This is a genomic window from Arthrobacter sp. UYCu511 (genome assembly GCF_040547105.1).
GTDB lineage: Bacteria > Actinomycetota > Actinomycetes > Actinomycetales > Micrococcaceae > Specibacter > Specibacter psychrochitiniphilus.
This window is the reverse complement of sequence record NZ_JBEPPB010000002.1, coordinates 283,682-296,986: the sequence shown is the minus strand read 5'-3', so window position 1 is coordinate 296,986 and position 13,305 is coordinate 283,682. Positions and strand designations below refer to the sequence as shown.

The window sequence follows — 13,305 nt, the reverse complement described above, 5'->3', positions numbered from 1 at the left end:
AGTATGACCAAATGGGAGTACTCTACGATTCCGCTGATTATCCACAACACCAAGGCGATCCTCGACAGCTGGGGTGACGAAGGTTGGGAGCTGGTTCAGGTTGTCCCCGGACCTGACGGACGCGGCCTGGTGGCTTACCTTAAACGAGAGAAGGCATAGCCGTGAATACAGCGCCAACTCAAGGAAATTCGCGCATTGAAGCGCGGCTGGCTGAGCTCGGATACAGCCTTCCCCCAGTGGCCCCGCCCGTAGCTGCCTACGTGCCGGCCATCATCTCGGGTCACCATGTTTACACCTCGGGACAGCTGCCTTTTATTGACGGCAAACTCACAGGGACCGGCAAAGTTGGTGCCGAGGTTTCCGCTGAGGACGCAAAATCCATGGCAGCAACCTCCGCAATCAACGCCATTGCGGCTCTGAAAAGCGTCCTGGGAGATCTTGACCGCGTGACAAGGATCGTAAAGGTTGTTGGTTTTGTGGCCTCCGATCCGTCCTTTACCGGCCAGCCGGGCGTCATCAACGGAGCTTCCGAGCTTTTGGGTGAAATATTTGGTGAGGCAGGCGTCCACGCCCGCTCCGCCGTCGGCGTGTCGGTTTTGCCGTTGGATTCACCCGTCGAGGTTGAGCTGATTGCCGAATTCCAGTAGCGACCCGGCGGGTTTTAGGCCCGCAGGCAAGCGGAGCTTCCCGCTGAACATGGATCAGCGCGAAGCCGCGCAGGCGTGGCTTGATTTTGGTGCACGCACCCCTGGCAAACCGCGTCCGGCGTCGTCGGTGGTGCTGTTGAAGGACAGCCCCGCCGGCCCCAAGACGTTTTTGACGTACCGTCCGGGCGGCTCCCCCTTGGGGGCCGTGGCGTTTCCCGGTGGCACCATTGAAGCCGCGGACGACGACGTCACCGACTGGGTGGGTCCCTCACCTGTTGTTTGGGCCAAGAGCCTGGGCACCTTGGACATTGGCTTGGCCAAGCGCCACGTGGTGGCAGCCATCCGGGAAACCTTTGAAGAGACGGGTGTTCTGCTGGCGGGGGCCGATGCGTCATCTCTTGTGGAAGACATCAATGGGCCCGAATGGATGCGGGCCCGCGAGTTGATCGCCACGCAGGAGATCACCTTTGCCTCTGTACTGGAACGGTACGGTTTAGCCCTGCGCACCGATCTGCTCAAGCCGCTGAGCCACTGGCTTAGCCCAGATTTTGCTCATAGGCGTTTTGACACCAGGTACTTTGCTGCGGCCTTGCCCGTTACACAAGAGCCCACGCTGCTTGCGAGCAAGGGTATCTGGGGCCGGTGGGTCAATCCCGGCGAAATTCTGACAGCTCGCAACACCACCTTGTTAGGCAACGAGATTGGCACACCTGCCACCACGGGGCATTGCCTCGATGAACTGGTTGTTCCCGGGGTGGAGATCATTCTGGAGAAGATTGCCGCGGCGCGCGGGTGCATCGCGTATTTGAACCACAAACGCCCCATCAACGAATATCAGCCTGCCCTTGTGGTGGGTGCGGACGGCGCGCTCAACCTGGAAGTGGCCACGGCCCCGGCATCCGAGGGCGGGCCCTGCCGGGAACGCTAACCCGCCCCCCTTCCGCCTCCTCCTTTTCCTCTTCTTCCGACGCTATCGCAGCAATGGTGCGTTTTTCACGGACGGTATCTCACTTAGGGTTCCGCGCACGCCCATTGGTGGGACAGCGTTCGGTAAAAATTGACCATTGGTGGGATAGCGTTTGGGGGTTGTTTTAAAAACGGAAGCGGCCCGGTCACCTTTTGGTGACCGGGCCGCTTCCGTGCGCTGCCTTCCACTACTCGCAAGCTCGCAGCGGGTCCTTCGGCAGAGAAAAGGTTAGCGTGAACGCTGGCGCAGACGGTTGACGTCCAAGATGACAACGGCGCGGGCTTCTAGGCGCAGCCAGCCGCGCTGGACGAACTCAGCCAGGGCCTTGTTCACGGTCTCACGTGAAGCGCCCACTAACTGGGCCAGCTCTTCCTGTGTGAGCTCATGGGCAACCAAAATGCCGTCGGTGGCGGGACGGCCGAAGCGGTCTGCCAGGTCCAGGATGGCCTTGGCAACACGGCCGGGAACGTCGGAGAAGACGAGGTCGGAGAGGTTGTCATTGGTGCGGCGCAGGCGGCGGGCCAGTGCCTGCAGCAACTGCATGGACACCTCGGGGCGGTTGCGCAGCAAGGCGTTGAGAGATTCGTTCTTCAAACCGGCCAGGCGGGTCTCGGACACGGCGGTGGCAGTGGTGCTGCGAGGAGCCGGATCGAAGAGTGCCATTTCACCGAAAAGCTCGCCCGGGCCGAGGATGGCAACGAGTGACTCACGGCCATCAGATGAGGTGCGTCCCAACTTCACCTTGCCGGAAACAATGAAGTACAGCTGGTCGCCCTGGTCGCCTTCACGGAATACCGAAGCGCCGCGGGAAAGGTCAACCTCTGCCAGTTCGTCAGTCAAAAGGCGGAATGCCTCATCGTCGAGCGTGGCAAAAAGTGGTGCCCGGCGCAATACCTCGATGTCCATGAAATCTCCTAAGAATAAGTAACGATAAAGTTATGACCTGATACTGATTCTTTCAGATATTTTCACCTTTTGTGACCAATTTGGCATTGTAAGGCGTCTTTGTCAGCATATTGACAGATTGATAACAGTCAATGATCAGCAGATTTTCTGGTGCGGTCGGTAAAATGACCTCTGGGACTATCTAGCGTTCAGGAACCACCGGTTCCAGATTCGCCGTCTCAACGGTTAACCGGGCAGGCCGGAGCAGCCACTGATGGGAGCACACAAGAACGTGTTTGGTTTTTCCTGGCTGGATGCGGTGCTGGTGTTGTGGTTGTTGTGGCAGCTCATTTACGGTCTCAAAGCAGGGCTGGTGGTGGGTCTGGGCGGAATTGCCGGATTTGTTGCCGGGGCGCTCGGCGCCTTTTTTGCTGCCCCTTTCATCAGCCAATTTGCGCCAAGCCCAGGCTGGCGCACCGCCATGGTTATTGGCTCCACCATTCTCCTTATGGCCATAGGCCACGCCTTGGGCATGAAGCTCGGTAGAGCCATAGGACGCGGTGTGAAATCTGACTCTATCCGTGCCGTGAATCGACTCCTAGGCGGAGCCCTCAACGTGGTGGTGGGCTCCCTGGTCATCTCCATCCTCGCCTTCGGAGTAGGAAACCTAGGTATCCCCTTAGTCTCTGCGCAGCTGGGTAAATCCCAAGTGATCTCCCGCATTGAGGCGTGGACCCCGGACCCGGTCAAGGCTGCCGTGGCCCAAGTACGTTCCTTGGTGCTTGAAGAAGGTATTCCGGCGTTACTGAACCCCACCGGACCCAATGTTGAGGTGGCCGCTCCCACCACTGACACCAACACCCCTGCCTGGAATGCAGCGGCTAAGTCCGTCATGAAAATTTCCGGAACCGCCTTCCAATGCGGGCAAAACCAGACGGGTACCGGGTTTGTGGTTTCCCCCGGCCGCGTCCTCACCAACGCCCACGTGGTAGCGGGCGTTTCGATGCCCATAGTGCAGACACAAACTCAAGGTGCACTCCCTGCCAAGGTGGTTTATTTTGACGCCGTTAAGGATCTGGCTGTGCTGGCCGTGGACTCACTTGATGCGACACCTCTGCCAACAGCGGCCACGGTCCCCGGAAATACTGCGGCAGCCTTTGCCGGCTATCCGCTGGGAGGGCCCTTGCAAGTGCGACCGGCCACAGTTCTTTCCTCCGGGCCCATGCTGGTTCCTGACATCACGGGCGGAGCAAAATCACTCCTTGACGTGTATCAACTCGCCGGCAACGTCCAGTCAGGGAACTCCGGCGGACCGCTCTTGGACAAGGACGGGCACGTGGTGGGTGTGGTGTTCGCCAAGGCCACCTCCAACGAGCAGGTGGGTTTCGCCCTGACAATGGCTGAAGCTGCCCCTGTCATTGCGGCGGCGCCATCACTTAGCAACGCTGTGGGAGCAGGCGCCTGCAAGGTTGGCTGATCGCCTCCCCACTCGCCGGGGCGCCTCAGCGCCAGCGCGATTGCTGGCACGCCTCATTTACGCCAGTGTTTTATCGAGGTAATTCACACCGAGTTCGTAGCCGTGAATCCCCGCGCCAATAATGATGGTGGAGCACACCGATGACAAGTAGGAATGGTGCCGGAATTCCTCGCGCTGGTGAACATTTGAAATGTGCACCTCCACCGTGGGAAGTTGCACTCCGGCAATGGCATCCCGCAGCGCCACCGAGGTGTGGGTGTAGGCCCCCGCGTTGATGATGATCCCCACCGCCGTGCCGCGGGCATCATGGATGGCGTCCACCAGGGCACCCTCATGGTTGGACTGCAGGCACGTGGCGGTGAAACCCGCAGCCTCGGCAGCAGCCGTGGTGAGTTGTTCGACGTCGGCCAGGGTAGCCGAGCCGTAAATCTCCGGTTCCCGGGTACCCAACAGGTTTAGGTTGGGTCCGTTGAGGATCAGCAGGGTGCCACGGCTGGCAGCGCTCGAATCAGCAGTTGTAGAAGTCATGACTTAATAATGCCCCACGGAGGCGCAGGCGCTGCCGAGGTTCCCATCCGCAGGTCATTGCGCCACAAACTCCAACACTATGGCGTGCTCCGGATTCAGGATGGGCATGGGCAGCCCGGCGGCGGCAAGGAACCGTCCCGTGGCCACCACCCCGTCCGCAACCCAAGGTGGCGCGGCCCGCTGAATGTTGGTGTCGCCGGAGGATTCCGGGCCGGGATAAACCACGCGAACCTGGTAGCTGGTGTCCGGATCCAGCCCGGGGACCGCTACCCGCCCCGGCTGTTCCTGATACGAGGTTCTCAGGGCTACGAGCGCGAACAGCGCGTGCGAGCGGTCCTGGGACACCACCCCGTGCAGCCAGAGGGCTGGGTCAGGGACGTCTGCGCGGACCATGGTGCCGGTGTGGATGAGTTCCCGGTGTTTTTTGTACAGGGCAATGGCCTGGCGCAGTTCTTCACGCTGGGCACCAACTACCTCCCTGATGTCCCACTCCATGCCGAAGTGGCCAAACAGTGCTGTGATGGCGCGGAAAGAGAGGTCATGTGTACGGGCCGTGGTGTGTGAGGTGCCGGGGCCAATGTGGGATCCCATGAGTTCCGGCGGAAGCACCATGGATGTCCAGCGCTGAATGGTTTGGCGTTCCAGAGCGTCATTGCAGTCAGAGGCCCACACCCTGTCCGTGTGGGCCAAAATCCCCAGATCCACACGCGCGCCGCCAGAGGAGCAGCTTTCAATTTCCAGCCTTGGGTGCGCCTGTTTGAGCGCATCGAACAGCCTGTAGGCGGCGAGTGTCTGCTGGTGCACGCTGGGCGCGCCATGGTGGCCCATCTCGGCCAAGTCCCGGTTTTGATCCCATTTCAAATAGCCGATGGGGTACTCGCTCAGGAGCGCATCCAGACGGTCGAACACGTACTGCCATGCCTGCGGATTAACCAGGTCCAGGACCTGCTGCTGGCGCCACTCACGCGGTAGCCGGGTTTCAGCGCCCGGTGGGGTGCTACCCGTCCCGTGGATCTCCGTCCTAACTACCGGACCGGAGATCCACTCGGGGTGTGCCCGCGCCACATCGGAATCGACGTTGAGCATCTCCGGCTCCACCCAGAGCCCAAACTGCATGCCGCGGGAGGCCACAGCCTCGATCAGCGGATGCAGGCCCTGCGGCCAGATATCCTGATCAACGTACCAGTCCCCGAGCCCGGCGTTATCGCTGCGGCGGTGCCGGAACCAGCCGTCATCAAGCACAAAACGCTCCACACCTAGCTCCGCCGCCTGCTGCGCCAGTTCGGTCAGTACCCCCAGATCGTGGTTGAAATACACGGCCTCCCACACGTTCAGCACCACGGGGCGCGGGGTTGCCGGGTGGTTTCCGCGGGCCCGGAACCAGGCGTAAAATGCCTCCGATATTCCGTCCAGGCCGTGATCCGAGTACGCCGCGTAATAGGCGGGCGTTGCGTACGATTCTCCCGGTGCCAGCACCAGCTCACCAGCCCCTAGCAACTCCTGCGCACCCAAAACGGTGCGCCCGTCCGCCACCGTATCCACAAAGCTCTCCTGATCCCCGCTCCACGCGAAATGCCCTGCCCATACCTGCCCATGGCGGTTGCCGAACCCTTCGGTGCCAACAGCCATCAGCAGCGGGGAATCGTGCCCAGTGCGCCCGTGGCGCCCGCTACGAACCCACGTGCCCTGCCGCAGGGGGCTGCGTTGCGGGTGGCGCTCGCGGCACCAGCGCCCCGTCAGATCCAACACCTCGGTGCCCGCAGCACCCACAGGTACCACGGCGGCCAGTGCCTCGAGTGCGAAGCCACCGGTTCCGCTGTTCCGCAGTTCATGCCGGATCTCCAGCAGACCGCCGCCATGCAATTCAAGTGTGGTGGCTACGGTCAGGCCCAGATCCGTGTCAATTTGCTCGATGCGGGCGCTGTGCTCGTACTGGAACCAGCCACTCACGCGCATTTGAGGTGAGAAGCCGGCCACGGGGGTGCCTATGCGGGGTTCTTCACCTGTATTTTTGCGGTAACCACGCAGCCCGGGCCTCCCTCGCCAACCGTCCGATGCTTGCGGGAGCAAACCCAGCGGAACGGGGGAATCCAGCGCAGAGTGCGGGACGGCGTCGAGAAAGCTGGTGGGGTCCGGCACAGTGGGGCCGAGGTCCGGGCCGAAATGCAGAAGTTCCGCAGCTTCCGGGCCTGCTCCGAGAAGTAGTGACACGCCGTCCCGGCGCAGGTGAATAACGGGCATGGGATCTCCTAGGGAATTTGGTTTTTACTGGCCGGGGACGGACACAAGACGCAGCGTGCCTACGCGTTCCCGGAGGGTGCGCCGGGCCTCGGTGCCGAGCAGTTCGTCGCTGATAACCTCGTCAACTTCCTCAAGGGCGGCAATGGTACTGATGCCCACCGTGCCCCATTTGCTGTGATCGGCCAGCACAACTACGGTGCGGGCGGCCCCAATGAGGGCCCTATTCATCTCCGATTCCAGCAGGTTGGGGGTGGTAAAGCCGGCCACCCCGTCCACGCCGTGCACACCAAGGAAGAGTACGTCCAGGTGCAGCTGGCGCATGGACGCCGTGGCGATGGGCCCCACCAAAGCATCCGAGGGTGTGCGCTCGCCACCTGTAAGGATCACGGCCACCTGGGAGCGGGGGCTCGCAAAGACATCGGCAATCCGCATGGAGTTAGTCACTACTGTGAGGTTCTTCTTACCCACCAGTTCCTTGGCCAACGCCCAGGTGGTGGTGCCCGCGCTGAGGCCAATCGCCATGCCGTCACTGACCAATTTCACCGCCTCGCGGGCAATGGCTTGCTTCTCTGCCGTGCCCTGCGTGGATTTGAGCTCAAATCCGGGCTCATGCGTCCCCGCGGCTCCGGGAACCTTGGCGCCGCCATGGATTTTCTGAACCAATCCGGCGTCGTTCAGGGCCTCTATGTCCCGGCGCACCGTCACCAGGGACACTCCCAGCAGATCGGCCAGGTCCGAGACCCGCACCACGCGCTCGCGGGTCACTGCGCTCACAATCTCCGTGCGCCTCGCATCTGCCAGCATGTGTCCCTCCCTGTTCGTTCATGACTCGTTGAATAGTGGCTGGCCCAGATGCTCCGGGCAGGGCACATGATCATCCCTTGCTGGAGCCCAGTGTTAGGCCGGCAACAAACTGCTTTTGCAGCACCAAATAGATGATCAGGGTGGGAATGACGGTGATCATGGCGCCAGCGGCCAACAAGTTGTAGTTGGAGAGGAAGGTTCCCTGCAGGTTGTTGATGGCGGTGGTGACAGGGAGCCTGTCGCCACTTTGGATAAACAGCAGAGGCCAGAAATAGTCGTTGTAGATGAAGATCAGTTCCAGTGTTGCCAGCGCGGCGACAGCCGGCTTGCACAGCGGCATGATGATCGAAGCGTACTGGCGCCACAGCCCGGCACCGTCCACCAGAGCTGCCTCCGTCAGATCGGCTGAGAGTGCTTTCATGTAGTTGGAGAGCACAAAGGTGCAGAAGCCGATCTGGAATGCGGTGTTGGCAATGATGACTGAAATGTAAGTGTTCAGCAAGGAGCCGGAATCGCTGAACCAGTAGGGCAGTTGGGTGAGCTTGAACATTTCAAACAGCGGCGTGGCAAGGACCTGCGGGGGCAGCAGATTCCCGGCAGTGAAAAGAATCAACATGCTGATGTTGAATTTCCAGCTGACCCGGCTGACGGCGAACGCCATCATGGAGCTCATCCACAGCACCAAAATAATGGTGGGGACCGTGATGATGAGCGAGTTCATAAAGTACTGGGGGAAGCCGCCTTGGGTCCAGGCGGTGACGAAGTTGTCAAAGTTAAACGCTCCGCCGAGGCTGAAGTAGCCGTACTTGTCGGTATCGGCTTTGGGCCGCAGCGCCGTGAACAGTGCCCAACCAAGCGGTATGAGCCACATGATGGACATGACGATCAAAAAGATGTGGGTGCCGTAGTGCGGACGGCTGAGGCCGTGGCCCACTGCTTGTTGGGACTTTCCGGTGCGTGTGCGGGTGGAGGTAGACATCAGAACTTCTCCTTCCGGAACGTCCGGGACAGGTAGATGGTGATCGGTACGAGGGAGATGACAAGCAAGATCACGGCAAAGGCGGAGCCAATACCGATGGACTGGCCTTCACCAATCAGGTAAGTGATGACCAAGGCGCTGATGAGCTCCAAACCGTTGGTTCCTTTATTGATGACCCAGACAACGTCAAAGGCACGCAGGGACTCGATGATGGTAATGACCACTATGACGATGTTGATGGGGGCCATGGCCGGGAAGACAATGCGGAAAAATGTTTGGCGGGCGTTAGCTCCGTCTAGGGACGCAGCTTCCTTCAGTGAGGCATCCACGCCCTTCAAGCCAGCTAAATACAGGATCATGACATAGCCGGCATGCCGCCACGTGGCAGCGACCAGGGCGGCCCAGATGTTGACGCTGGGATCCCCGAACCAGTCAACGGCTTCCGGGGTGCCTGCCGTGCCGAGCAGGAAGTTCAGCAGGCCGTTGTCTTTTTGGTAGAACAGCTGCCAGATGATGCCAACTAGGGCCAGTGAGAGCATGACCGGAACAAAGAAGACGCTCTGGTAAATTTTGCTGCCCTTGATCTGTTGGTCAAGAAGTACGGCGAGCAGCAGCCCCAGCGGTGTGGCAATGACAGCGAGAAATACCAGCCACAGGATGTTGTGCTGGACGGCCGGCCAGAACGCGGGGCTGTCGTTGAAGACGTAGCTGAAGTTCGCGAACCCGGCCGCGCGGATATCTGAAAGGGCCAGGCCGTTCCATCGCGTAAAGGATAAAAAGACGGACAGTAACGTGGGGATCCACACGAACAGCAGTTGGATCAGTGTGGGCAAGCCGATCATGAAGCCAAGGATCACCTTGTCACTCTTTGAAAGGCGCCGGACGCGGCGGGCCTTGATCACTGGCGCTCCGGCGGGGCGTGCAGCCCTGCCATCTGGGGTGGACGGTTCGGAAACTTCGGTTGGCGTGCTCATGGCGGCAACTCGTTTTCTTGCGGGGGTCGGTGGCAAAGTCTCAGTGCTGATGGTTTCTTGAGGTGGCGGGCCTTGATGCGTTGTCCTGACCCGCCACCTCAAAGGCAGCTACTGGGCTGCGTACAGGGCCTTGGCCTGCGATTCGAGGTTTTTCACATCGATCTTGCCGTCCTTGATGAAGCCCTGCAGGGCAGGGATCATCACATTGTTAGCCATGGCCGGCAAGGCGTCCCTGTCAAAGAACTGGCTGATGCTCTTGGCGTTGGCTATGGTTTCAGCACACTTCTTCATCATGGGGCTCAAGCTGCTGGTATCGGCGCCCTTGGCCGTGGCGATGTTGGACGGGTCCACCTTCGCGTAGGCATCCTGACCGGCAGGGGTGCCGATGAATTCGACGAAGTCGCGGGCCGCCTGGTTATTGCCGCCCTTCTTAGACAGCAGCAAACCGTCAATGGGCGCCTCCACAGCGTCCTGGCCCTCCATGGCAATCTCCGGGAACGGGAAGAAATCAATATCTGCCAGAAGCGTTGCGTCGGTGTACTGCTGGGTCACGAAGGAGCCCAGCAGGTACATGCCGGATTTGCCCTTGCCCATGTTGATGGCAGCATCCTGCCACGTCATGCCCAAGGCTCCCGGGTTCTGGTAAGGAAGCATTTCCCGCCACGTGTCAAAGACGGCCGAGACCTTGGGCTGGTCCCAGGATTCCTCATGCGCGGTCAAGTCCATGTGGAACTGGTAGCCGTTCAGCCGCATGTTGATGTAATCGAAGGTACCCATGGCCGGCCAGCCGTCCTTGTCGGCGAACTCGATGGGGATGAGCCCATCTTTTTTCATCGTGGCGCACAGGGCCTTGAGCTCGTCAAAGGTGGTGGGGACCGCATAGCCCTTCTCAGCCCAGACACTCTTGCGGTAGAAGAAGCCCCACGGGTAGTTGTAGTTCGGAACAAAGTACATCTTGCCGTCGGGGCCCGTGGCCGCCTTTTTCATACCCTCGGAGAAGTTGGCGCCGATTTTCTCCCACACGTCATCGATGGGGGAGAGTAGGCCCTGCTTGGCGTAGTACTGCATGCGGTAGCCGGCGAACCAGGTGAAGGAGTCATCAGGGCTGCCCTGCAAGTAGGTAGCGATCTTGTTCTGGAAGTCATTGTGGGGAACAACGTTGGAGGTGACGGTGTCACCGGACTTCGCGGTGAAAGCATCCGTTACGGCCTTGTACGCGGCCTTGGGAACATCATCGGAGGAACCGGAACCGAAGGTGAGCGACTTTGATGCGGAGGGGTCAGCGTTGGGACCGGAGCCGCCTGTGCAGGCGGACAAGAGCGGGATGCCGGCCGCGGCGACGGCACCGACGCCGATGGTCTTCAAGAGTGTGCGGCGGTCCAAGCCCGGGAGGATGATTCCGCCGGAGGACCGTTCTTCGTTTCGTGACATGATTTCTCCCTTTGAAAAATGCAGCCTGTGAATTGGATCACATGAAACAAGCATGAGTTGTTCAAAAAAGAACGTCAATACTCAAAAGACAAAAATATTGATCACGGTTTGGTGTCGCTTTTGTCGCTTTAGTGACACGCATCCGTTCGGTAAGGGTTTTCCGTCAACGTTCCGGCGGTGAAGTGTCTTGGTGGTTTAAAGAGGAAATCCGCCGCCGAGGAGGTCCTGCACGGAGGGAAAACCTGCGCAGGGCCAGCTCGGCGGCGGATTATGTTGGAATGTTACTTGCGCAGGGACTCCGCGATCTGGTTCATAACGGTGTTATCCGCCAGCGTTGAGGAATCTCCAACGGCGCGGCCTTCGGCAACGTCCTTAAGTAGGCGGCGCATGATCTTCCCTGAACGGGTCTTGGGCAGTTCGGGCACCACCAGAATGGTCTTGGGCTTGGCAATGGGCCCAATTTCGTGGCCCACGTGGTTGCGCAAGGTGGTGACGATGTCCGCATCCTCCGCGGCAGAACCGCGCAGGATCACGAAAGCTACCACGGCTTGGCCGGTGGTTTCATCGGCGGCACCCACCACGGCGGCTTCGGCCACTGACGGATGGCTCACCAGCGCCGATTCGATCTCCGTAGTGGAGAGGCGGTGTCCGGAAATGTTCATGACGTCATCCACCCGGCCCAGCAGCCAGACGTCGCCGTCTTCGTCCCATTTGGCGCCGTCGCCGGCGAAGTACATGCCGTCAAAGCGGGACCAGTACGTCTCCTTGTAGCGCTCGTTGTCTCCCCAGATGCCGCGCAGCATGGCGGGCCACGGCTCGCGGATCACCAGGTAGCCGCCGTGTCCGTGCGCCACCGAGGCGCCGAGTTCGTCCACCACGTCCACCGCGATGCCAGGCATGGGGACCTGAGCTGAGCCGGGCTTGGCGGAGGTCACCCCGGGCAGGGGGGCGATCATGATGGCGCCGGTTTCCGTCTGCCACCAAGTGTCCACGATGGGGGCTTTGTCCCCGCCAATGACACGGCGGTACCACATCCACGCTTCCGGGTTGATGGGTTCGCCCACGGATCCGAGCAGGCGGATGGAGGAGAGATCGTACTTGGCGGGAATGTCCTCGCCCCACTTCATGAACGTGCGGATCGCCGTGGGGGCCGTGTACAGGATGGAGACCTTGTACTTTTGAACGATCTCCCAGAAGCGGCCCTGGTGTGGGGAATCCGGGGTGCCCTCGTACATGACCTGCGTTGCGCCATTGATCAGGGGCGCATAGGTGACGTAGGAGTGGCCAGTGACCCATCCGACGTCGGCCGTGCACCAGAAAACATCCGTTTCCGGGTGCAGATCAAACACGGCGCGGTGCGTGTAGGCGGTCTGCGTGAGGTAGCCACCGGTGGTGTGCAAAATGCCCTTGGGCTTGCCCGTGGTGCCGGAGGTGTACAAGATGAACAGCGGGTGCTCGGCGGGATGGCCCACGGCGGTGTGCTCGGTGGAGGCGGTGCCTACGGTGTCATCCCACCAGACGTCCCGGCCTTCAACCCAGTTGACGTCTTGGCCGTTGCGCTTGACCACAACCACGTTCTGGACAGAGTGTCCGGGGGCGGAGAGGGCCTCATCCACGGCGGGTTTGAGTGAGCTCGGCTTCCCGCGGCGGAAGGTGCCGTCCGCGGTGATGACAAGCTTTGCCTGCGCATCATCAACGCGGCTGCGCAGGGCATCCGCGGAGAAGCCGCCGAAGACTACGGAGTGGATGGCGCCAATGCGGGCACATGCCAGCAAGGTGATGACGGCTTCCGGAATCATGGGCAGGTAGACGGCCACGCGGTCGCCCTTAATCAGGCCCAAGGTTTCAAAAGCGTTCGCAGCCTTCTTGACCTCTTCAGTGAGCTGCGCATAAGTGTACGTGCGGGTATCGCCAGGCTCGCCCTCAAAGTAAATGGCTACACGGTCGCCGTTGCCGGCCTCAACGTGGCGGTCCAAGGCGTTGTAAGCGGCGTTGATTTCGCCGTCTTCGAACCAAGTGGCGAAGGGAGGGTTGGACCAGTCCAGGGTCTTGGTGAAGGGCTTGGACCAGGAAAGAAGTTCACGGGACTGATCGGCCCAGAATGCGGGACGGTCAGCATTTGCTTTGCTGTATTCGTCACCGTGAATGATCGCGTTTGCAGCAAATTCCACGCTTGGGGCGAATCGGCGGTTCTCGGTGAGCAGATTTTCCAATGCGTCGCCGGACTGGTTGTCCGCTGCAGTTGTGACCTCAGACATCTAATATCCCTTCATTGCTTCTTAGCGATCCTGCGTTGCTGTTGACCCGCGGTACTCCATCCAGGCGAAGGCATGCGTCCGCCCTCGTTTGGCGACGCAAAAAATTCCGCTGGG

At 60.5% G+C, this 13,305-nt stretch carries 12 protein-coding genes; 4 read left to right on the top strand and 8 right to left on the bottom strand.

Features of this window, described 5'->3' with window-relative positions:
• Window positions 1–3: 3 nt before the first annotated feature.
• Genes sp36 through ABIB48_RS04645 form a run of 3 tightly spaced genes read left to right on the top strand, consistent with a single transcriptional unit; the run spans window position 4 to window position 1,575 of the window.
• A complete protein-coding gene (gene sp36 / locus ABIB48_RS04655; protein WP_170120892.1) occupies window positions 4–159 on the top strand; it encodes a Sp36 family protein in 156 nt (51 codons plus the stop codon).
• Window positions 156–647, top strand: a complete 492-nt coding sequence (locus ABIB48_RS04650) for a RidA family protein (RefSeq protein WP_110105164.1) — start codon at window positions 156–158, stop codon at window positions 645–647. Before sp36 ends, ABIB48_RS04650 begins: the two co-directional genes overlap by 4 nt.
• Window positions 648–696: 49 nt before the next feature.
• Window positions 697–1,575: an NUDIX hydrolase gene (locus ABIB48_RS04645; protein WP_110105163.1), complete on the top strand. Its 879-nt coding sequence runs from the start codon at window positions 697–699 to the stop codon at window positions 1,573–1,575.
• A gap of 267 nt (window positions 1,576–1,842) precedes the next feature.
• Here ABIB48_RS04645 and ABIB48_RS04640 read toward each other — a convergent pair whose 3' ends face one another.
• Entirely contained in the window at window positions 1,843–2,520 is a 678-nt protein-coding gene (locus ABIB48_RS04640; protein WP_038465875.1) for a Crp/Fnr family transcriptional regulator, read from the bottom strand.
• A gap of 253 nt (window positions 2,521–2,773) precedes the next feature.
• Here ABIB48_RS04640 and ABIB48_RS04635 point away from each other — a divergent pair, with 253 nt between their 5' ends.
• Complete coding sequence (locus ABIB48_RS04635; RefSeq protein WP_218867972.1) at window positions 2,774–3,976, top strand: MarP family serine protease; 1,203 nt, start codon at window positions 2,774–2,776, stop codon at window positions 3,974–3,976.
• Between the two features lie 57 nt (window positions 3,977–4,033).
• Here the strand turns inward: ABIB48_RS04635 and aroQ are convergent, their stop codons facing one another.
• The 7 genes from aroQ to acs form a co-directional block, all read right to left on the bottom strand.
• Window positions 4,034–4,504 carry a type II 3-dehydroquinate dehydratase gene (gene aroQ, locus ABIB48_RS04630; protein ID WP_354212278.1) on the bottom strand — a complete coding sequence of 157 codons (471 nt, stop codon included), beginning with the start codon at window positions 4,502–4,504 and terminating at the stop codon, window positions 4,034–4,036.
• Window positions 4,505–4,558: 54 nt separating this feature from the next.
• The gene (locus ABIB48_RS04625) at window positions 4,559–6,745 is read right to left on the bottom strand and encodes an alpha-galactosidase (RefSeq protein ID WP_110105161.1); all 2,187 of its coding nucleotides are present in this window, start codon (window positions 6,743–6,745) and stop codon (window positions 4,559–4,561) included.
• 24 nt (window positions 6,746–6,769) lie between these two features.
• Window positions 6,770–7,549: a DeoR/GlpR family DNA-binding transcription regulator gene (locus tag ABIB48_RS04620; RefSeq protein ID WP_110105160.1), complete on the bottom strand. Its 780-nt coding sequence runs from the start codon at window positions 7,547–7,549 to the stop codon at window positions 6,770–6,772.
• A 70-nt stretch (window positions 7,550–7,619) separates the two neighbouring features.
• Complete coding sequence (locus ABIB48_RS04615) at window positions 7,620–8,528, bottom strand: carbohydrate ABC transporter permease (protein ID WP_110105159.1); 909 nt, start codon at window positions 8,526–8,528, stop codon at window positions 7,620–7,622.
• Complete coding sequence (locus ABIB48_RS04610; protein WP_110105158.1) at window positions 8,528–9,502, bottom strand: carbohydrate ABC transporter permease; 975 nt, start codon at window positions 9,500–9,502, stop codon at window positions 8,528–8,530. Before ABIB48_RS04610 ends, ABIB48_RS04615 begins: the two co-directional genes overlap by 1 nt.
• A 108-nt stretch (window positions 9,503–9,610) precedes the next feature.
• Window positions 9,611–10,933, bottom strand: a complete 1,323-nt coding sequence (locus ABIB48_RS04605; protein ID WP_354212277.1) for an ABC transporter substrate-binding protein — start codon at window positions 10,931–10,933, stop codon at window positions 9,611–9,613.
• Window positions 10,934–11,214: 281 nt separating this feature from the next.
• A complete protein-coding gene (gene acs, locus ABIB48_RS04600; protein WP_354212276.1) occupies window positions 11,215–13,191 on the bottom strand; it encodes an acetate--CoA ligase in 1,977 nt (658 codons plus the stop codon).
• Window positions 13,192–13,305: the final 114 nt, after the last annotated feature.